A 19,923-nucleotide genomic window follows, 5' to 3' on the forward strand; every position below is an offset into this window, starting at 1 on the left:
GCAACATTATTTGGCCGCTCCGGCCGCCAATGTCCGTTATACTTCGCGGGTAAGAACTGCCGAGCCTACTCTTGGAGACGCAATAATAATGCCCGCATCGATGTCGCCCGGGGTCGCGTTCGACGCGCACGACGACCTGGTTTTCCTGGATGAAGCGCCGCTCGCGCAGCTGCGCGGCGGCCGGCCCGGCGTCCCTGGTTGGCGCATCCTCATCGTCGACGACGACGCCGACGTCCATTCGACGACCACCTTCGCACTGGCGGGCCTCGAAATCCAGGACCGTCCGCTCGAGTTCCTGCACGCCTATTCGGCGAGCGACGCGCGCACCCTGCTGGCGCGCGAGCCCGACATCGCCGTGATCCTGCTCGACGTCGTCATGGAGCAGCCCGAGGCCGGCCTGCACCTGGTGCGCCATATCCGCGAAACGCTGGCCATGCTGGACGTGCGCATTATCCTGCGCACCGGCCAGCCAGGCTACACGCCGGAGATGGAAGCGATCCGCGACCTCGACATCAACGACTACCGCACCAAGTCCGAACTTACCCGCACCAAGCTCTACACGACCGTGGCCGCCGCCGTGCGCGCCTACCAGCAGCTGCATGCGCTGGGCGCCGGGCGCGCCGGCCTGGAGCGCATCGTCCACGCGGGCACCGAGTTGATGCGCCTGCACGGCGCGCGCGACGTCGCCCGGTCGGTACTGCAGCAGGCGGCCGCCCTGCTCGGCCAGGAACCCGGCGGCGTGCTGTGCGCGCGCGACGCCCACGGGCTGCGCGTGCTCGGCGGCGCCGGCGACGCGCTCGCACTCGAGCAGCGCATTCTCGACACCGAACACGACGCAGGACGGGACGCCCAGCAGCACGCGCTGCTGGCGGGCCCGCTTGCGCGCGCCCTGGCACAGCGCCAGCCCGAATTCAGCCCGACCTGCCTGACGCTGTACTTCCCCGGTAAATCCGGGCGCGATTTCGCCGCCGCGGTCCCGCTCGCGCGGCCGGTCAGCGAGGGCAACAAGCGCCTGCTGGAGGTCTTCGCCAGCGTGGTCGCGGTCAGCCTGGACAACCTTGAACTGGTCGGGCGCCTGAACAATGCCGCCTTCTTCGACCAGCTGACCGGCCTGCCGAACCGCACCCAGCTTGTCGAGGACCTCGACAGCGTGGTGGCCGCTGCGGAACCCTCCGAAGCCTCCGACGCCACGCTGACCCTGGTCGACCTCGACCATTTCGCCGAGAGCAACGACGCCCTCGGCCACCAGTTCGGCGACCAGCTGCTGGTCACCGTGGCCCGGCGCCTGCAAGCGCAGCTCGACCCGCGCCTGAAGGTGGCGCGCATCGGCGGCGACATTTTCGCCGTGCTGGGGATGGGTACACTCAATACGCCGGAAGCGATTCACGCGCTGTTCGCAGCGCCCTTCTCGATCGAGGGCCAGGACGTGCAGGTATCAGCCACGCTCGGCCTGGTGCGCCTGGTCGAACACGACGGCTGCGGCGCGGATGCCCTGAAGGATGCCGACATTGCCCTGAAACGCGCGAAATCGCAGCAGCGCGGCGGCCACTTCTATTTTTCGCGCAGCATGGGCGTCGAGATCCGCGAACGCGTGCGCCTGATGCACGCGCTGCGCTCCGGCGTCCAGCGCGGCGAACTGTTCCTGGCTTACCAGCCGCAGGTCGACCTGGCGACGCACCGTCCCTTCGGCGCCGAAGCGCTGTTGCGCTGGCGCATGCAGGACGGCAGCAAGGACGGCACGATGATTCCGCCGGACCGCTTCATTCCCATCGCCGAATACTCGGGCCTCATCGTCGAGATCGGCGCCTGGGTGCTGCGCGAAGCCTGCGACGAACTGATGCGCCTGCGCGCAGCCGGCTACCTCGACTTCACGATGTCGGTGAACGTGTCGCAGGCCCAGTTCCGCCATCCGCAGTTCGTGGACGTGCTGCGGAATGCATTAGCGGCGAGTGGCGCCCCGCCCGAATTCATCGAGCTCGAGATCACCGAGTCGATGGCGATGGAAGAGCCGCAGCAGCTGGCCGAAATGCTGGCCCAGGTCAAGTGCACGGGCGTCTCGATCGCGATCGACGACTTCGGCACCGGCTTCTCGTCGCTGTCGCACCTGCAGCGCCTGAAAGTCGACCGCCTGAAAATCGACCGTGCCTTCGTGTCCGAAATCACCGATTCCGCGCGCGGCAGCAGCATCGCGGAGATGATCGTCCAGCTCGGGCGCAACCTGGGCTTGTCGATCATCGCCGAGGGTGTCGAGGACGAGCGCCAGGCGCAGATCCTGCACGCGCTGGGCTGCCCGCTGGCGCAGGGCTACCTGTTCTCGCGGCCCTTGTCGCCGGAGGCATTATTGGAATGGTTGGGAATGCAGCAGTTGAACGCTGCTTGATCGTAGGGTGGGCACCCCGTGCCCACGCGGAAGTCAGCGCAGTGGTAGCGCCATTGGTGTCGTTATCCATGGAAGAGCCGCGAACTCGCCTCGGTTGACGCCGCGACATGAACAGGTCGCCGCGATCAACACCGCCAACACGACGCGAACGTCCGCGTGGGCACGGAGTGCCCACCCTACGAACAGCGCCATCCAGGCGCCAGGGACCGCGGCTCGTTAATCCTCCGCCGTCTGCTCCGCCGGCCAGTCCCGGATATACGCCTTCAGCATGCGGTTCTCGAAACTCTGCGCCTCGAGCACCGCGCGCGCGACGTCGTAGAACGAAATCACCCCCAACAGCGTCTTGGCGTCCATCACCGGCAGGTAGCGCGCGTGCTTTTCCAGCATCATGCGCCGTACTTCGTTCACCTCGGTTTCAGGGGTGACCGTGATCGGCGCTTCATCCATGTGCTTGCGTACGGTGCCGGCGCCGAGGGCGCCGCCGTTCGAATGCAGCACCTTGATCACTTCGCGGAAAGTCAGCATCCCGACGAGGTCGCCATACTCCATGACCACCAGCGAACCGATGTCCTTTTCGGACATCGTGTTGACCGCGTCGGCGAGCAGTGTTTCAGGGGTCACCGTGTAGAGGATATTGCCCTTGACCTGCAGGATTTCTGAAACTTTCATATTAGCCACCCCGGCTTCTGTTGGAATATTCACTAGTCGATTTCTTTGTCTAAGGCATAACACGAATGTAGCCTAAGCCTAGCAGAAAATCCAGTTACGCGAGGGAGAAGCCCTCGGCGGCTTGCGCGGCGATGAAAGAATGCTACGATGCCGCCCATAACTATTCCTTAAAACGAGACATTCATGAGCGGTCCACACTACCCAGGCTTCGACACCCTGTCGCTGCACGCAGGCGCAGCCGTCGATCCGGCGACCGGCGCGCGCGCCACGCCGATCCACTTCACCTCCTCCTTCGCCTTCCGCGATTCCGACCACGCCGCCTCGCTGTTCAACATGGAGCGCAGCGGCCACGTGTATTCGCGCATCTCGAACCCGACCAATGCGGTGCTGGAAGAACGCATCGCGGCCCTGGAAGGCGGCGTGGCCGGCATCGCGACCGCCAGCGGCCAGGCGGCGATGTTCCTCGGCCTGTCGACGATCGCCGGCGCCGGCTCGCATATCGTGGCCTCGCGTGCCCTCTACGGCGGCTCGCACAACCTGCTGGGCTATACCTTGAGGCGCTTCGGCATCGAGACGACCTTTGTCGATCCGCGCGACCTCGACGCCTGGCGCGCCGCCATTCGCCCGGAGACGAAGGTGCTGTTCGGCGAAACCCTCGGCAACCCGGGCCTCGACGTGCTCGACATCCCGCGCATCGCCGCGCTGGCCCACGAGCACGATCTGCCGCTGATGGTCGACGCCACCTTCACGACGCCGTACCTGCAGCGGCCATTCGACCTCGGCGCCGACCTGGTGTTCCACTCGGCCACCAAATTCCTGTGCGGGCACGGCACGGCGATCGGCGGCCTGCTGGTCGACGGCGGCACTTTCGACTGGCAGGCGGCGCATGACCGGACCGGCCGCTTCGCCGAACTGTGCACGCCCTACGATGGCTTCCACGGCATGGTATTCACCGAAGAGTCGACCGTCGGCGCCTTTGCCCTGCGCGCGCGGCGCGAAGGTCTGCGCGACTTCGGCGCGACCATGAGTCCGCATAATGCGTTCGCCATCCTGCAGGGCATCGAGACGCTCGGCCTGCGCATGGACCGCCACGTGGCCAACACGCGCCGCGTGATCGAATTCCTGCTCTCGAATCCTGCCGTGGCATCCGTGTCCTATCCGGAGCTCGACAGCCACCCGGACCACGCGCTGGCACTCTCCCTGCTGCCGAGAGGCAGCGGCGCCGTGTTCACGTTTAACCTGAAGGGCGACCGCGCCGCCGGCCGCCGTTTCGTCGACAGCCTGAAAGTGTTCTCGCACCTGGCCAATGTCGGCGACGCCAAGTCGCTCGTCATCCATCCTGCCTCGACCACCCACTTCCGCGTCCCTGTCGACCAGTTGGCCGCAGCCGGCATCACGGAAGGGACGATGCGCCTGTCGGTCGGACTGGAAGATGCGGACGACCTGATCGAAGACCTGGCGCGCGCGCTCAAAGCCTCGCAGAAAGGAGCGTAAACATGATCCTCGATATCGAAGGCAAGGCGTCCTATTGCTACACCGGCGGCAAGGCGTTCGACGCCATGCTGCCGACCGTCGTCTTCATCCACGGCGCCCAGAACGACCACTCCGTCTGGGGCCTGCAGTCGCGCTGGTTCGCGCATCACGGCTATGGCGTACTGGCGGTCGACCTGCCGGGGCATGGCCGCAGCGCCGGCCCGGCGCTCGGCAGCGTCGAACAGATGGCCGACTGGCTGCTGGCGGTGCTGGATGCCGCCGGGGTGCGCAAGGCCCTGCTGGTCGGCCACAGCATGGGATCACTGATTGCGCTCGAAGCGTCGCAACGTGCGCCGGCAAAGATACGCGCGCTTGCCATGCTCGGCACGACCTGGCCGATGAAGGTGTCGGACGCCCTGCTGGCGACCGCGCGGGACGACGAAGGCAGGGCGATCGACATGGTCAACATCTGGTCGCATTCGACGATTGCGCACAAGCCGTCTTCGCCGGCCCCTGGATTCTCGGTGATGGGCGGTGCGCGCCGGCTCATGCAGCGCATGTCGGCCTTGAATCCGGACCAGCTCTTCTACAAGGATTTTTCTGCTTGCAATGCGTATGCCAACGGTGAGGCGGCGGCGGCTGCGGTGCGCTGCCCGACGCTCTTCATTTTCGGGAGCAAGGACATGATGACGCCGGCGCGTTCGACCAAACTGCTGACCAGCACGATCGCGCATGGAAAAGTGGTCCAGGTCGACGCCGGCCATTCGCTCATGAGCGAACAGCCCGATGCCGTGCTCGACGCGCTGGACGCCTTTGCCCTGTCGCTCGAGGAGACCACCCCATGACCCTTGCCGAGTTCTATCCGTTTTACCTGAGCCAGCACGCCGACCGCCGCTGCCGGCGCACGCATTTCATCGGCAGCTCGGGGGCGCTGTCATCCATCGCCGCGGCGATCGTGACGGCAAATGCCTGGTGGGTGCTGGTGGCGCTCGTGTTCGGCTATGGCGGCGCCTGGATCGGACATTTCTTCTATGAGCACAACCGCCCGGCGACGTTCGCGCAGCCGTGGCTGTCGTTCAAGGCGGATTGGGTGATGTACTGGCAGATGCTGACCGGGAAGCTGAGTTTTTGATGGGGCGACCGGGTGCGGTGCCCATATTGATATTTCGACTGATTGGCCGTGCGTAACGCGTGGGCATGCCCACCCTACGTTACACGACGATCGCTGGCTGCTGCACACCGTAGGGTGGGCATGCCCACGCGTTTACGGCGCGTGCATCCTCGTGAAGTACGCCGCAATCGGCTGGTCCAGCCCCTGCCCCACGGCCGTCTCCACCTGCCGCGCCAGCGCGCCGGCGTCCAGCGACAGCGTCGAGCCGGCCACCTGCTGCGCGTTCGGCGCCAGCGCCGCTTTGGCGCCGCCGAATACAAACAGGCGGTACACGTCGGCCACGCGCAGCTTGTCGGGATCGGCCAGCAGCACCCAGTCGTCGGCGCCGGCACGCCCTGCGCTGTTCCAGCGCCCCCCCGCCGGCAGCTCGGCCTGCACCCGCCCGACCCAGCCGGCAGCCACCATCTGCTCGAGCAGCAAACTCAATTCATCGAACCCGATCCGGGTATGCGCGCGGATCGCCGCGCTCGACACCAGCGCCGAACCGGTTGCATGCGCGCCGCCGTGCAGCACCTTCAGCACGGCCATCGCGTCGACGAACACCCCGCCCGGTGCAGGCACATGCCACCAGCGTTCGTATTTGACCACCGGCAGCGCGGCGGCCACCACGGCGCCCAGCAGCGTGATCAGCCAGGACAGATACATCCAGACCAGGAACAGCGGCAGCGCGGCCAGGGCGCCATAGATGATGGCGTAGGTCGGGAACTGGCGGATGAACAGGGCGAACAGTCGCTTCGCCAGCTCGAAGGCGATCGCCGCCCCCAGCGCGCCCCACAAGGCGTCGCGCCAGTTGACGTAGCGGTTCGGCACCGCCACGTACAGCAGCGTGTAGGCGCCGGTCGTGAGCGCGATCGAGGCCAGGGTCGAGAGCACCGTGCCGAGCAACGGCACCGCCTTCATCACGCCGCCGGTGACCATGAACAGCTGCGCCGTGAGCGAAATCGAGAGGCCGAACAGCAGTGGGCCGAGCGTGATCAGGGCCCAATAGGTCAGCATCCGCTGCATCAGCGGGCGCGGGCGGCGCACGCGCCAGATCTGGTTGAAGACGCGCTCGATCATGCCCATCATGGCGGTGGTCGTGAACAGCAGCACCACCGCACCCAGCATCGACAAGCCCTTGGCCTTGTCGGCAAACTGGGTCAGGTTGGCGATGATCGTGTTCGAAATCGCCTTGGGCATCAGGGCCTGGGCGAAATAGGTTTCGAGGGCCGTGCGGAGCTGACCGAAGATCGGAAACGTGGTAAAAATGGCCAGTACGATCGTCAGTAGCGGGACCAGGGCCAGCGTCGTGGTAAAGGTGAGGCTGCCTGCCACCTGGGGCAGCATTTCCTCGCGCAGGCGCCGGCGCGCGAAGCGCACCAGGTCCTGCACCTCGAGCAGCGTCAGGCCGCGCACGCGCTCGAAGCCGTCGCTGAGCATCTCGTTGGTCGAGCGCGAAATTGCATGAACGGTTTTGGATAGCATGTTGTCGTTTTAGATCGGCCGAAGAGCAGTTGCTCCAGCAAAGCATTCTATAATACCAACGATGAACCCGACCTCCCTGACTATTCTCGTTTTGTATTACTCGCGCCATGGCGCCACCCGCAAGCTGGCCGAGCTGATCGCCCAGGGCATCGAAAGCATCCCGGGCGTCGATGCCCGCCTGCGCACGGTGCCGGCGGTGTCGACGGTGGCCGAAGCGACCGCGCCCAGCATCCCGACGGATGGCGCGCCCTATGTCGAACTGTCCGACCTGGCCGAGTGCGCGGGACTGGCGCTGGGTTCGCCCACGCGCTTCGGCAACATGGCGGCGGCGATGAAATACTTCCTCGATGGTACCGCGGCCGAATGGCTGGCCGGCACCCTGTCGGGCAAACCGGCGGTCGTGTTCGCCTCCACCGGCAGCCTGCATGGCGGCCAGGAAGCGACCCTGCTGTCGATGATGATTCCGCTGCTGCACCACGGCATGCTCGTGATGGGCCTGCCCTACACCCACCCGGAACTGATGACGACCTCGAGCGGCGGCAGCCCCTACGGCGCCACCCACTGGGCCGGCATCGACGGCGACAAGCAGGTCACCGAAGACGAGAAGCGCCTCGCGATCGCCCTTGGCCGCCGCCTGGCCGAAGCCGCTGCCAAGTTGCACTTACCACTGCACGGACCACGTTGATGCAAACCCAAAAGCTCTTCCATGGTGGCGCCATCGCCAGCCTGATCTGGCTGATCGGCTGGCTGGTGGCCTGGGAAATCTGGGTCGCCCCGCTGCATCCGGGCGGCTCGCTGCTGGCCCTGAAAGCCGTGCTGCTGCTGGTGCCGCTGCGCGGCGTCATCAAGCGCGACCTGTACACGCTGCAGTGGTCGTCGATGCTCATCCTGATTTATTTTGCCGAAGGCGCAGTGCGGGCCTGGAGCGACACCCAGGAACTGTCGCGCATGATGGCCCTCGGCGAAGTGGCGCTGGTCTGCGTGTATTTCGCCTGCGCCCTGCTCTACCTGCGACCGTATAAAAAGGCGGCGCAAAAGATGGCCAAGGAATTGCTCGACAAGGTAAAAGTACCGCATGACTGAGGACTTCCTCGGACGCTGCCGCGGCATCGTCGGCGCGTCCTGGGTGCTGTCGCTGGAAAGCGAGATGGCGCCCTATCTCACCGACTGGCGCGGCCGCTTCACCGGGCGCGCGCGCGCCGTGCTGCTGCCCGCGAACGCCGAACAGGTGGCGCAACTCGTCGCCGCCTGCGCGGCGGCGCGCGTGCCGATCGTCCCCCAGGGCGGACGCACGGGCCTCGTGCTGGGCAGCGTGCCCGACGCCAGCGGCGCGGCCGTGGTGCTGTCGCTTCGGCGCATGAACCGCATCCTCGAGATCGACACCACGAACCGCACCATCACGGTCGAAGCCGGCGCCATCCTGCAGCAGATCCAGGAAGCGGCCAGCCGCGCCGGTTTATTGTTCCCCCTGTCGCTCGCGGCCGAAGGCAGCTGCACCATCGGCGGCAACCTGTCGACGAATGCCGGCGGCACCGCCGTCCTGCGCTACGGGAATACGCGCGACCTGTGCCTGGGGCTGCAAGTGGTCACCCCGGCCGGCGAGGTCTGGGATGGCCTGCGCGGCCTGCGCAAGGACAACACCGGTTATGCGCTGCGCGAACTGTTCATCGGTGCCGAAGGGACGCTGGGCGTGATCACTGCCGCCGTGCTGAAACTGTATCCGCAGCCGAAGGCCTCGACCACGGCCCTGGTGGCGATGGATTCGCCCGAACGCGCCCTGTCCCTGCTGTCGCTGATGCAGGACCAGTGCGGCTCGAGCCTGACGGCCTACGAGCTGATGTCGGACTTCTGCCTGAAACTCGTCTCCGAACACTTCCCGCACCTGCCGCGTCCTTTCGGGCGCAGCCATGCGCAGTACGCGCTGCTGGAAGTGTCGAGCAGCGAATCCGAGGAGCACGCGGTGGGACTGCTGGAAGGCGCGATCGAAGCGGCCCTGGAGGGCGGCCTGGCCGACGACGCCGTGGTCGCCACCTCGATCGCCCAGTCGAGCGGCCTGTGGCAGCTGCGCGAACACATCCCGCTGGCCCAGGCCAGCGCCGGCAAGAACATCAAGCACGACGTCTCGCTGCCGATTTCGCAGATCGCCGCCTTCATCGCCGCCACCGACGCCGCGCTGGCGCATGCCTTTCCCGGCTGCCAAGTGGTCTGCTTCGGGCACCTGGGCGACGGCAACCTGCACTACAACGTCGCGCCCTCGGAGGGCGTTTCGCACGATGCCTTCCTCGGCAACCAGCCGGCGGTCAACCGCATCGTGCACGACAGCGTGGCCCGCTTCGACGGCTCGATCTCGGCCGAACACGGCATCGGCGCCCTGAAACGCGAAGACCTGCAACGCTACAAGGACCCCGTCGAACTGAACATGATGCGTGCCATCAAAGGCGCCCTCGACCCGCTCGGCATCATGAACCCTGGCAAAATTTTGTGAGGGAGGGTGAAGCAATGGGCGCGATGAAGACCATGGTGGTGTTGGGCATGTGCGCGCTGGCCGGGCCGGCGGCGGCGCAGACGGTCTACAAATGCACGGTGGACGGCAAGGTCAGTTATGGCGAGCGGCCTTGCGCGCATGGGAAAACGACGGCGCTGGAAGTGCCGCCGGCCCCTTCCGGCGCCGATGCCGCCGAAGCGCTGGAACGCGACAAGGCCCATTTGGCGGCGCTGCAAAAAGAGCGCTCCTCCGCCGACGCGCGCGATGCGCGCGACGAGCGCGAACACGGGCGTGCGGCGCGGGCGGCAGCGGCCGCGCGCTCGACATGCGAGCGCCTGCGCCTGCAGCAGAAATGGGCGGAAGAAGACGCGGCGCGCGCCGGCAAGGCGGCGTCCGCCGCCGCGCGCCTGAAGGCGAAGCGGCGGGCGGAGGCGCTGGCAATTCAATGTCCGGCCTGAACGTCTTATCAACCTGGCTGCTGGTCGGCGAATGGCGCGCGCATCCCGTGCGCGCCGTACTGGCCGTGGCCGCGATCGCGGTCGGGGTGGCGATGGGCTTTGCCATCCACCTGATCAACGCCGCCGCCTTCAACGAGTTCTCGGCGGCGATCAAGAGCCTGTCCGGCCAGGCCGACGTCCAGGTGGCCGGACGCGAAGCCCTGTTCGACGAGGCGGTCTATCCGTTTCTCGCGCAGTACGAGGGCGTGGCGCTGGCCTCGCCCGTGCTCGAACTGCAGGCCGCGGTGCCGGGTGCGAAAGCTTCGCTGCGCATCGTCGGCATCGACCCGCTGCGGGCCGGCTATATCGCGCCCGATCTGCTCGGTGTGCCGGCGGAGGGACGCGGCGCCGACGTGCTGGCCGACGATACGGTTTTCCTGTCTCCCGCGGCGCAGGGCTGGCTCAAGCTGCATGCAGGCGCGCCGCTCAGGGTGCGCGCCGGCACCACGGACTTTGCGCTACGCGTGGCCGGCCCCGTGCAGCGCGCCCGGCCCGGCCAGCGCTTCGGCGTGATGGATATCGGCGCCCTCCAGTGGCGCCTCAAGCAGCTCGGCAAACTGTCGCGCGTCGACCTGAAACTGCGCGACGGCGTGAACCGCGCCGGGTTCGAGGCTGGATTGAGGAAGGACCTGGAACGCCGCTTCCCCGGCCGCTTCCGCGTCCAGCAGCCAAACGACAGCGACCAGGAAAGCCGCAACAATAACCTCAGCCGCGCCTACCGCGTCAATCTCACCGTGCTGGCCCTGGTCGCGCTGTTCACCGGCGCATTCCTCGTGTTCTCGACCCAGGCCCTGTCGGTGATGCGGCGGCGCAGCCAGTTCGCGCTCTTGCGCGTGCTGGGCGTAGAACGGGGGCAGCTGCTGCGCCAGGTCCTGGTCGAAGGCGCCGGCCTGGGCGTGATCGGCGCGCTGCTGGGCGTGGCGGCCGGCTACGCGCTGGCGGCGCTGGCCTTGCGCTTTTTCGGCGGCGACCTCGGCGCCGGCTACTTCCCCGGCATCAAACCGCAAGTCGTGTTCACGCCGCTCGCCGCCTTCGTTTTCTTCGCGCTGGGCCTGGGCGTGGCCCTTCTCGGCTGCCTGGCGCCGGCACTGGAGGCGGCGCGCGCCAAACCTGCGGTGGCCCTGAAAGCCGGCAACGACGAAGCGGCGCTGAGCCGCCTGTCGCGCGTCTGGCCTTCCTTCATCTGCCTGGCGCTGGCCGGGCTGTTCGCCTTTGCCCCGCCCGTGTTCGAGCTGCCGCTGTTCGGCTATGTCGCCATCGCCCTGCTGCTGATCGGCGGCATCGGCCTGATGCCGCGCCTGGCCGCGTCAAGCTTCCGCATGCTCGAACGCCCGCTGCGGCGCGCTTCCAGGCCGCCGCCGGTGCTGGCGCTGACGCTCTCGCGCCTCGCGAATGCCCCGGGCCAGGCATCGATTGCGCTGGGCGGCGTGCTGGCCAGCTTCAGCCTGATGGTGGCGATGGGGATCATGGTGGCCAGCTTCCGCATCTCGGTCGACGACTGGATGCGCCACATCCTGCCGGCCGACCTGTACGTGCGTAGCGCGGCCGGCAACAGCTCGGGCTTCTTCGGCAAACCCGAGCAGGATGCCATCGCCAGCGCGGCCAGGACTGGAAACAGCGGCGCACAAGTCCAGTTCCTGCGCACGCGGCCGATCTCGCTGCAGGCCGACCGCCCGGACGTAATCCTGATCGCGCGCGACATCGATGCCGCCGACCCCGGCCGCCTGCTGTTCCTGGTCGGCGCCTCGCTTCCGGCGCCCCCCGGCGCGCGTCCCGCCTGGGTCTCGGAAGCGATGCTCGACCTCTACGGCGTCAAGCCCGGCCAGACGCTGGCGCTGCCGCTGGGCGGGCGTCCCGCTCCCTTTTTTGTCGCCGGCGTCTGGCGCGACTACGCCAACCAGTCCGGCTCGATCGTCGTGCGCCTGCCCGACTACCGCGCGCTGACCGGCGCACTGGAAGTGACCGATGCCGCCATTTATGCCGGCGACGCAGCGGCGCTCGACCGCATCGAACGCGCGCTGCGCAAGCTGCCCTTCGGCCCCGCGCTGCAGCTGGCGCGGCCCGGCGAAATCCGCGCGGCCAGCCTGCAGATCTTCGACCGCAGTTTCGCGGTCACTTATCTGCTGGAGGCGATCGCCATCGTCATCGGCCTGTCGGGCGTGGCCGCGACCTTTTCGGCGCAGACGCTGGCGCGGGCGCGCGAGTTCGGCATGCTGCGCCACGTAGGCGTCACGCGCGGGCAGGTACTCGGCATCCTCGCCTGCGAGGGCGGCCTGCTGACCCTGCTCGGCGTGGCTTGCGGCTTTGTGCTCGGCCTCGTGATCAGCCTGATCCTCGTTTTCGTCGTCAACCCGCAATCCTTCCACTGGACCATGGGGCTGCACCTGCCCTGGGGTTTGTTGGGAACGGTCGCCGCCGTGCTGGTCGCGGCCTCGGTCGGCACCGCGCTGGTGTCGGGACGCTATGCTTTGTCGGGCGGGCCGGTGCGCGCCGTGCGGGAGGACTGGTGATGCGCTTTATTTTTGTCGTGCTGCTGCTGTTCCTGGCGGACCTGGCCGGCCTGGCGCAGGCCGCGCCGCCCACCTTCGCGCCCGTAAAACCCGGGCAGGCGCTGGTGTTCCCGCGCGACTTCGGCGCCCATCCCGCGTTCCGGACCGAATGGTGGTATGTGACGGGCTGGCTCAACACAGCCGCCGGCAAACCGCTCGGTTTCCAGGTCACCTTTTTCCGGAGCCGTACCGGGCACGATCCGGCCAACCCGAGCGCGTTCGCGCCGCATCAGCTGGTGATCGGCCACGCGGCGCTGTCCGACCCCGGGCTCGGCCATCTTGTGCACGACCAGCGCAGCGCCCGCGAAGGCTTCGGCCTGGCTTGGGCCAAACCGGGTGATCTCGATGTAAAACTCGACGACTGGCGTATGGTGCGCGCCGCCGACGGCAGCTACCGCGTCACGCTGAAGTCTGCGGAAATGACGCTCGAACTGATGCTGGCGCCGACCCAGCCGCCCCTGTTGCAGGGCGAGGCCGGCTACTCGCGCAAGGGACCCGCCGCGCAGCACGCGAGTTATTACTACAGCCTGCCGCAGCTGAAGGTGTCCGGTATGGCTGGCCGCACAGGCGCCGTGGGGCCCGTGACGGGCAGCGCCTGGTTCGACCACGAATGGTCGAGCGAAGCACTGCAGCCCGAGGCGCAGGGCTGGGACTGGATCGCCGCGAACCTCGACGACGGCTCGGCGCTGACCGCTTTCCAGATCCGCAGCAAGGACGGTGGTAAACTATGGGCGTATGCCGCCGTTCGCGGACGCGACGGCAAGGTCACGCGCTATGCACCGGACGAGGTGAGTTTCGCGCCCCAGGCACGGTGGAAGTCGCCGCGCACGAATGGCGAGTATCCGGTGTCGACGACGATCACGACGGGCGCCACGCGCTGGCAAATCGCGCCCCTGCAGCCCGATCAGGAACTCGATTCGCGCCGCTCGACCGGCGCTGTCTACTGGGAAGGCGCGGTGACGCTACAGCGCGACGGCGTGCCGGCCGGACGCGGCTACCTCGAGATGACCGGCTATGTACGACGGATGAAACTTTGAACCACACGTTAACATTACAAGCAGAACAACAACAAGCGACACGATGACCAAGCGCTCACCCAGCACCACTACCAGCACCGATACGAGCACCACCGGCACCGATTCCGCCACATCGCGCAAAGGCAGCCTCGCCGCACTCCGGGGCTTGCTCCCCTTCCTGGCGCCCTATCGCCGCCAGTTCATCCTGGCCGGCATCGCCCTGCTGTTCGCCGCCGGCGCCACGCTGGCCATTCCCGCGGCTTTCAAGCAGATGATCGACCTCGGCTTCGGCGCCCAGGCCGGCGCGCGCAGCATCCGCCACGTCGACGCCACCTTCCTCGCCCTGTTCGGCGTCGCCGCCGTGCTGGGCGTGGCGACCGCCGCGCGCTTCTACATGGTGTCCTGGCTGGGCGAGCGCGTCACGGCCGACATCCGCAGCGCGGTCTACCGCCACGTCGTGCACCAGAGCCCCGAATTTTTCGAGACCACGCAAACGGGTGAGGTGCTGTCGCGCCTGACGACCGACACCACGCTGATCCAGGCCGTGGTCGGCACCAGCATCTCGCTGGCCCTGAGGAATACCCTGCTGTTCCTGGGCGGCCTGGTGATGCTGTTCGTGACCAGCGCGAAGCTGACCGCGATCATCCTCGCTTTGCTCGTCGCGGTGATCCTGCCGATCGTGCTGTTCGGCCGGCGCGTGCGCAAGCTCTCGCGCGATTCGCAGGACCGCATCGCCGACGCTTCGGCGCTGGCCGGTGAAATCCTGAACGCGATGCCGACCGTGCAGGCGTATACCCACGAGAAAATCGAGGCCGAACGCTTTGGCGCCACCGTCGAAGGCGCGTTCGGCGCGGCCATGCAGCGCATCCGCGCGCGCTCGCTGCTGACCATGCTGGCCATCGTGCTGGTCTTCGGCACGATTGTCTTCGTGCTGTGGCTGGGCGCGCACGCGGTGCTGGAAGGGACCATGACCGGGGGCGACCTGGGACAGTTCATCCTGTACGCCTCGATCGTGGCTGGATCGATCGGCGCGCTGGCCGAAGTGATGGGCGAAGCGCAGCGCGCCGCCGGCGCCACCGAACGCCTGCTCGAACTGCTGGCTGCGCGCTCGGACATCAGGAATCCGGCGCATCCGCGCGCCCTGCCGGCGCGCTCGTCGAATGGGGCGGCCCTCGCGCTGCACGACCTCACCTTCGCCTACCCGTCGCGCCAGGACACGGCGGCGCTGTCGCACGTCTCGCTCGCGATCCGTCCCGGCGAAACGGTCGCCGTGGTCGGCCCCTCGGGCGCCGGCAAAACCACGCTGTTCCAGCTGCTGCTGCGCTATTACGATCCGCAGTCCGGCGCGATCACCCTCGACGGCGTCGACCTCCGCGACCTCGACCTGCATACGCTGCGCGGCGCGATCGGCATCGTCCCCCAGGACACCGTCATCTTCTCGGCGGACGCGATGGAAAACATCCGCTACGGCCGGCCCGATGCGAGCGACGAGGAAGTCATCGCCTGCGCGAAGCTGGCGGCGGCCCACGAATTCATCGAGCGCCTGCCGCAGGGCTATCGTTCCTTCCTGGGCGAGCGCGGCGTGCGCCTCTCGGGTGGCCAGCGCCAGCGCATCGCGATCGCGCGCGCCCTGCTGAAAAACCCGCCGCTGCTGCTGCTCGACGAGGCGACCAGCGCGCTCGACGCCGAATCCGAGCGCCTGGTGCAGGGGGCGCTGGAAGCGGCAATGGTCGGCCGCACCACCGTCATCATCGCGCACCGCCTGGCGACCGTGCAGCGCGCCGACCGCATCGTCGTGATGGAAGACGGCCGCGTGGTCGAAACCGGCACCCATGCGTCCCTCGTAGCGATGGGCGGCATCTATGCCAACCTGGCGGCGCTGCAGTTTCACCAGGTGCACGTCGCGCATTGACGTTCCAGCATCCTGTGTTTCTGGCGACACAGGGACGTCCGGTTTTTCCGCCGTTTTATTAACTGGAAGCAATACCTTGGTATGATTGGTGACATCCGTCATTGTCACAATCAACCATGTCCAAGAATAGGTATCACCCTGCCAACTGGAACGTCGGCACCAAGATCAGCGCCTTCAGCTTCACCCTCGTCGGAGCGATCATCGCCGCGCTGGTCCTGACGATCACGGTCACCACCGCGTCGATGCTCGAAGACCGGGCAAAGCAGAACATGCAGAACGAGTTGAAAGGCGTCGTCAGCACGGTCGAGCTGTTCAACCGCACCGTGTCGAGCGAAGCGGTCAGCTTCGGAAGCATCTTCGCCACCCAGTTCGCGGGCACCTTCGAGGCCGACCCATCCAAGCCCGTCGAGATCGGCGGCAAGCAGGTCCCGTCGCTGACGCATGACGGCAAGGTCCTGAACCTCGACTTCAGCGCGCCCGACCGCTTCAGCGCACAAACCGGCGGCAACGCCACGATTTTCGTGGCCGACGGCGAAGACTTCGTGCGCGTCACCACCTCCGTGAAGAAGGAAAACGGCGACCGGGCGGTGGGCACCCAGCTCGATCGCGCCAGCCCGGCCTATGCCGCACTGAAGGACGGCAAAGTCTACGTCGGCCTCGCCAAGCTGTTCGGCAAGCAGTTCATCACCCAGTACGAACCGGTGAAGAACAGCGCCGGCACCATCGTCGGTGCGCTCTACGTCGGGGTCGACATCACGAAGGATGTGGCGGCGCTGAAGGACCGCATCCGCTCGATCAGGATCGGCGAGACCGGCTACTTCTATGTGCTCAATGCCGCGCCCGGCAAGGCGAATGGCGAGCTGCTGGTGCACCCGACACGGGAGGGCGAGAACATCCTCGGCAGCCGCGCGTCGGATGGCCGCGAATTCGTGAAAGAGATCCTCGAGAAGAAGTCGGGCCTGATCAACTATGACTGGAAGAATCCGGGCGAAACGACGGCGCGCGAAAAAGTCGTTGCGTTCACCTGGTTCAAGGACTGGAACTGGGTCATCGCCGGCGGCACCTACCGCGACGAGATCACGCAGGAGGCTTCGCGCCTGCGCAACCAGTACATCGGTTTCGGCCTGGTCGCCCTCCTCGTCTTCGCCGCGATCCTGTACGCCTTTGTGCGCGCCACCATCACCCGTCCGCTGGCCGGCGCCCGCGACGCCGCGCTGCGCATCGCCGACGGCGACCTGACGGTCAACATCGCATCCGCTCGGAACGACGAGATCGGCCTGCTGCTCGACTCCATGAACGGCATCAGCCGCAAGCTGTCCGCGGTGGTGGGCCAGGTGCGCATTGGCGCCGAGCAGATCGCCACCGCCTCGAACGAAATCTCGAGCGGCAACCTGGACCTCTGCGCCCGCACCGAACAGCAGGCCGGCAGCCTGGCCATGACCTCCTCGTCGATGGGCGAACTGACCGAGACCGTGCGCCAGAACGCCGAGCACGCGCGCCAGGCGAATACGCTGGCGGTCAGCGCATCGACCATCGCCCAGAAAGGCGGCAGCATGGTCGCCCAGGTCGTCGAGACGATGGAGTCGATCAACCAGTCCTCGCGCAAGATTGCGGACATCACCGGCGTCATCGACGGCATCGCCTTCCAGACCAACATCCTGGCCCTGAACGCCGCGGTGGAAGCGGCGCGCGCCGGCGAACAGGGACGCGGTTTCGCCGTCGTTGCGGGCGAAGTGCGCAACCTGGCCCAGCGCAGCGCCGCCGCGGCCAGGGAAATCAAGGCCCTGATCGCCGCCTCGAGCGGCGAGGTCGACCTTGGGCGCGAGCTGGTCTCTAAAGCCGGCGCCACCATGAACGAGGTGCTGGCCAGCGTCGGGCGCGTGACCGACATCATGGCCGGCATCACGGCCGCCAGCGCGGAACAAAGCAAGGGCATCGAGCAGGTGAACCGCGCGATCGGCGAGATGGACGAGACGACCCAGCACAATGCCGCCCTGGTCGAAGAGGCCAGCGCCGCGGCGCAGGCGATGCAGGACCAGGCGGAGGAACTGGCGCGCGCGGTGCGCCTGTTCAGGCTCGATGGCGGCGCCGGTGCTCTGGAAGCACCTGTGCAACGCGTGGCACTCACGCACGTTTGATGCACCGTAGGGTGGGCATGCCCACGCGGATGTTCGTACGGCGTTGACCGCCTTACAGTGCGCGGCGGTCCCGCGCCCTTCCGGACGCCACCCGTTCGGTGTAAAGTCGTGCCCCACCCCAGGAGCCCATCTTGACCGACGCCGAACTCATACGCCGCTGCGACACCGTCTTTCCCGGCCACCGCGCCCGCACCCCCGCCGAGACGTACGCCGCCATGGCCACCTGGTGCGAACAGCACGGCGTCGAACACGACGTCTACGGCGCGGGCGCCCTGATCGAAAGCTTCGAAGACAAGATCGCCGCCCTGCTCGGCTTCGAAGCGGCCGTGTTCTGCATCAGCGGCACGATGGCGCAAGTGACCGCCCTGCGCCTGGCCTGCACCGACCGCGGCCACGCCCCCGCCGCGCTGCACCCGACCTCCCACATCTTTGTCCACGAGCGCTCGAACTACCAGATGCTCGGCCACTTCGACGCGCTGCAGGTGGGCGACCGCAACCGTCCATGGACGGCCGCCGACCTCGAAGCCGTGCCCGATAAGCTCGGCGCCGTCGGCCTGGAAATCCCGATGCGCGAGATCGGCGGCCAGGCAGCAAGCTGGGAAGAACTCGACGCCATCAAGGCGCACTGCAAGGCCCGCGGCGCCCACCTGCACATGGACGGCGCGCGCCTGTGGGAGGCGCAGGCCGGCTATGGCCGCAGCGCCGCCGAGATCGCGGCCGGTTTCGATTCGGTCTACGTGTCGCTCTATAAAGGCATCGGGGGACTCGGCGGCGCCATGCTGGCGGGCAGCCGCGCCTTTGTCGAGCGCGCCGCCGAATGGTTCCGGCGCCAGGGCGGCAACGTGATCCACAGGTCGCCCTATGTGGTGTCCGCCGCCATGCAGTTCGATGCGCGCCTGGCCGCCATGGCGGACTACTTCCGCCGCACCGAACTGCTCTACGATGCGCTGCGCGCGCACCCGGAGATCCGCGTGAACCCGGCCCGGCCCGCCGCCAACATGCTGCACCTGCACTTGCCGGTGGGCCGCGAGCGCGCGCTGGCGATCCGCACCGAGCTGGCCGAACGCCACGGCATCTGGCTGTTCAACCGCGTGTCGAACGGCGTGCTGCCGGACACCAGCTACTTCGAGCTTTACGTGGGCGACAACCTGCTGGGCGTGCCGGAAGCGCGCCTGCGCGAGGCGCTGGCCATCTTTGCAAATACGTTAAAATAGCCGGTTTCGTCAGAAGGACAGCAATGCGCCAATATCTCGACTTCATGCGCCATGTGAAAGAGCACAGCGCGCTCAAGACCGACCGCACCGGCACCGGCACCCTGTCCGTGTTCGGCCACCAGATGCGCTTCAATTTGCAGGACGGTTTTCCGCTGGTGACCACCAAGAAGGTGCACCTCAAATCGATCGTCCATGAACTGATCTGGTTCCTGCAGGGCTCGACCAACATCGCCTACCTGAAGGAAAACGGCGTCTCGATCTGGGACGAATGGGCCGACGCCAAGGGCGAACTCGGTCCGATCTACGGCTACCAGTGGAGGAATTGGCCGACACCAGACGGCGGGCACATCGACCAGGTCGCGCAGGTGCTCGAGCAGATCAAGAGCACGCCCGACTCGCGCCGCATGATCGTCTCGGCCTGGAACGTGGCCGACATCCCGCAGATGAAGCTGCCGCCCTGCCACGCCTTGTTCCAGTTCTACGTCGCCGACGGCAAGCTCTCCTGCCAGCTCTACCAGCGCAGCGCCGACATCTTCCTCGGCGTGCCTTTCAATATCGCGTCCTACGCGCTGCTGACCCACATGATGGCGCAACAGGCGGGCCTGGAAGTTGGCGACTTCGTGTGGACCGGCGGCGACTGCCACCTCTATTCGAACCACCTCGAACAGGCCGACCTGCAGCTCTCGCGCGAGCCCTTCCCGCTGCCGAAGCTGGTCATCAAGCGCAAACCGGACTCGCTCTTCGATTACCGCTACGAGGATTTCGAGTTCGTCGGCTACGAGTCGCATCCGGGCATCAAGGCGCCGGTGGCGGTGTAAGCACGCCCCTTGTCCTGGCCAGCCGTGCACGCGGACTGTACACAATTGACAAGGCAGGACTCATCCTTTAGATTGAAGCATTGCCCGCCTCGCGCACGCCTGGCGGGTTTTCCTTTTTTCAGGATCGCACCATGACC

Annotated in this window: 16 protein-coding genes; 14 read left to right on the forward strand and 2 right to left on the reverse strand. The window is 67.0% G+C overall.

What is annotated here, in order from left to right:
* Positions 1-88 precede the first annotated feature (88 nt).
* Positions 89-2,380, forward strand: coding sequence for a GGDEF/EAL domain-containing response regulator (locus AC1MEM_RS17975; protein WP_499472757.1), 2,292 nt, complete (start codon positions 89-91; stop codon positions 2,378-2,380).
* A gap of 216 nt (positions 2,381-2,596) precedes the next feature.
* On the opposite strand, the gene AC1MEM_RS17980 is transcribed toward AC1MEM_RS17975, so the two are convergent.
* Positions 2,597-3,049 (reverse strand): CBS domain-containing protein, encoded by a 453-nt coding sequence (locus AC1MEM_RS17980; RefSeq protein ID WP_499472759.1) that lies wholly within the window; start codon positions 3,047-3,049, stop codon positions 2,597-2,599.
* Positions 3,050-3,232: 183 nt separating this feature from the next.
* Between AC1MEM_RS17980 and AC1MEM_RS17985 the strand changes: the two genes are divergently transcribed.
* From AC1MEM_RS17985 to AC1MEM_RS17995, 3 genes are read left to right on the forward strand one after another with little or no spacing between them, the layout of a single operon-like run.
* Entirely contained in the window at positions 3,233-4,543 is a 1,311-nt protein-coding gene (locus tag AC1MEM_RS17985) for an O-acetylhomoserine aminocarboxypropyltransferase (protein ID WP_499472761.1), read from the forward strand.
* A gap of 2 nt (positions 4,544-4,545) precedes the next feature.
* Positions 4,546-5,367 carry an alpha/beta fold hydrolase gene (locus tag AC1MEM_RS17990; RefSeq protein WP_499472763.1) on the forward strand — a complete coding sequence of 274 codons (822 nt, stop codon included), beginning with the start codon at positions 4,546-4,548 and terminating at the stop codon, positions 5,365-5,367.
* The gene (locus AC1MEM_RS17995; RefSeq protein ID WP_499472764.1) at positions 5,364-5,654 is read left to right on the forward strand and encodes an Mpo1-like protein; all 291 of its coding nucleotides are present in this window, start codon (positions 5,364-5,366) and stop codon (positions 5,652-5,654) included. Before AC1MEM_RS17990 ends, AC1MEM_RS17995 begins: the two co-directional genes overlap by 4 nt.
* 132 nt (positions 5,655-5,786) lie before the next feature.
* On the opposite strand, the gene AC1MEM_RS18000 is transcribed toward AC1MEM_RS17995, so the two are convergent.
* A complete protein-coding gene (locus AC1MEM_RS18000) occupies positions 5,787-7,157 on the reverse strand; it encodes a YihY family inner membrane protein (RefSeq protein ID WP_499472766.1) in 1,371 nt (456 codons plus the stop codon).
* A 61-nt stretch (positions 7,158-7,218) separates the two neighbouring features.
* Between AC1MEM_RS18000 and wrbA the strand changes: the two genes are divergently transcribed.
* The 10 genes from wrbA (at position 7,219) to thyA (ending at position 19,786) form a co-directional block, all read left to right on the forward strand.
* On the forward strand, positions 7,219-7,842 hold the full coding sequence (gene wrbA, locus AC1MEM_RS18005; protein WP_499472769.1) for an NAD(P)H:quinone oxidoreductase: 624 nt from the start codon (positions 7,219-7,221) through the stop codon (positions 7,840-7,842).
* Positions 7,842-8,240: a DUF2069 domain-containing protein gene (locus AC1MEM_RS18010; RefSeq protein ID WP_499472777.1), complete on the forward strand. Its 399-nt coding sequence runs from the start codon at positions 7,842-7,844 to the stop codon at positions 8,238-8,240. Before wrbA ends, AC1MEM_RS18010 begins: the two co-directional genes overlap by 1 nt.
* Entirely contained in the window at positions 8,233-9,642 is a 1,410-nt protein-coding gene (locus tag AC1MEM_RS18015; protein WP_499472779.1) for an FAD-binding oxidoreductase, read from the forward strand. The genes AC1MEM_RS18010 and AC1MEM_RS18015 overlap by 8 nt, the downstream gene beginning before the upstream one ends.
* Before the next feature lie 23 nt (positions 9,643-9,665).
* The gene (locus tag AC1MEM_RS18020) at positions 9,666-10,100 is read left to right on the forward strand and encodes a DUF4124 domain-containing protein (protein ID WP_499472781.1); all 435 of its coding nucleotides are present in this window, start codon (positions 9,666-9,668) and stop codon (positions 10,098-10,100) included.
* A complete protein-coding gene (locus AC1MEM_RS18025) occupies positions 10,088-12,649 on the forward strand; it encodes an FtsX-like permease family protein (RefSeq protein ID WP_499472783.1) in 2,562 nt (853 codons plus the stop codon). The genes AC1MEM_RS18020 and AC1MEM_RS18025 overlap by 13 nt, the downstream gene beginning before the upstream one ends.
* A complete protein-coding gene (locus AC1MEM_RS18030) occupies positions 12,649-13,725 on the forward strand; it encodes a lipocalin-like domain-containing protein (protein ID WP_499472785.1) in 1,077 nt (358 codons plus the stop codon). Before AC1MEM_RS18025 ends, AC1MEM_RS18030 begins: the two co-directional genes overlap by 1 nt.
* A 43-nt stretch (positions 13,726-13,768) precedes the next feature.
* Positions 13,769-15,616 (forward strand): ABC transporter transmembrane domain-containing protein, encoded by a 1,848-nt coding sequence (locus AC1MEM_RS18035; protein ID WP_499472787.1) that lies wholly within the window; start codon positions 13,769-13,771, stop codon positions 15,614-15,616.
* A 116-nt stretch (positions 15,617-15,732) separates the two neighbouring features.
* A complete protein-coding gene (locus AC1MEM_RS18040) occupies positions 15,733-17,754 on the forward strand; it encodes a methyl-accepting chemotaxis protein (protein WP_499472789.1) in 2,022 nt (673 codons plus the stop codon).
* A 131-nt stretch (positions 17,755-17,885) separates the two neighbouring features.
* Positions 17,886-18,968 (forward strand): threonine aldolase family protein, encoded by a 1,083-nt coding sequence (locus AC1MEM_RS18045; RefSeq protein WP_499472791.1) that lies wholly within the window; start codon positions 17,886-17,888, stop codon positions 18,966-18,968.
* 23 nt (positions 18,969-18,991) lie between these two features.
* Positions 18,992-19,786: a thymidylate synthase gene (thyA, locus tag AC1MEM_RS18050; RefSeq protein WP_499472793.1), complete on the forward strand. Its 795-nt coding sequence runs from the start codon at positions 18,992-18,994 to the stop codon at positions 19,784-19,786.
* Positions 19,787-19,923 lie beyond the last annotated feature (137 nt).

It is taken from the genome of Telluria sp. AIW5, from assembly GCF_056680575.1.

What these genes read in the sequence shown, in the direction of transcription:
- AC1MEM_RS17975 (WP_499472757.1), top strand. Translation starts at nt 89, where the DNA reads ATGCCCGCATCGATGTCGCCCGGGGTCGCGTTCGACGCGCACGACGAC.
- AC1MEM_RS17980 (WP_499472759.1), bottom strand. Translation starts at nt 3,049, where the DNA reads ATGAAAGTTTCAGAAATCCTGCAGGTCAAGGGCAATATCCTCTACACG.
- AC1MEM_RS17985 (WP_499472761.1), top strand. Translation starts at nt 3,233, where the DNA reads ATGAGCGGTCCACACTACCCAGGCTTCGACACCCTGTCGCTGCACGCA.
- AC1MEM_RS17990 (WP_499472763.1), top strand. Translation starts at nt 4,546, where the DNA reads ATGATCCTCGATATCGAAGGCAAGGCGTCCTATTGCTACACCGGCGGC.
- AC1MEM_RS17995 (WP_499472764.1), top strand. Translation starts at nt 5,364, where the DNA reads ATGACCCTTGCCGAGTTCTATCCGTTTTACCTGAGCCAGCACGCCGAC.
- AC1MEM_RS18000 (WP_499472766.1), bottom strand. Translation starts at nt 7,157, where the DNA reads ATGCTATCCAAAACCGTTCATGCAATTTCGCGCTCGACCAACGAGATG.
- wrbA (WP_499472769.1), top strand. Translation starts at nt 7,219, where the DNA reads ATGAACCCGACCTCCCTGACTATTCTCGTTTTGTATTACTCGCGCCAT.
- AC1MEM_RS18010 (WP_499472777.1), top strand. Translation starts at nt 7,842, where the DNA reads ATGCAAACCCAAAAGCTCTTCCATGGTGGCGCCATCGCCAGCCTGATC.
- AC1MEM_RS18015 (WP_499472779.1), top strand. Translation starts at nt 8,233, where the DNA reads ATGACTGAGGACTTCCTCGGACGCTGCCGCGGCATCGTCGGCGCGTCC.
- AC1MEM_RS18020 (WP_499472781.1), top strand. Translation starts at nt 9,666, where the DNA reads ATGAAGACCATGGTGGTGTTGGGCATGTGCGCGCTGGCCGGGCCGGCG.
- AC1MEM_RS18025 (WP_499472783.1), top strand. Translation starts at nt 10,088, where the DNA reads ATGTCCGGCCTGAACGTCTTATCAACCTGGCTGCTGGTCGGCGAATGG.
- AC1MEM_RS18030 (WP_499472785.1), top strand. Translation starts at nt 12,649, where the DNA reads ATGCGCTTTATTTTTGTCGTGCTGCTGCTGTTCCTGGCGGACCTGGCC.
- AC1MEM_RS18035 (WP_499472787.1), top strand. Translation starts at nt 13,769, where the DNA reads ATGACCAAGCGCTCACCCAGCACCACTACCAGCACCGATACGAGCACC.
- AC1MEM_RS18040 (WP_499472789.1), top strand. Translation starts at nt 15,733, where the DNA reads ATGTCCAAGAATAGGTATCACCCTGCCAACTGGAACGTCGGCACCAAG.
- thyA (WP_499472793.1), top strand. Translation starts at nt 18,992, where the DNA reads ATGCGCCAATATCTCGACTTCATGCGCCATGTGAAAGAGCACAGCGCG.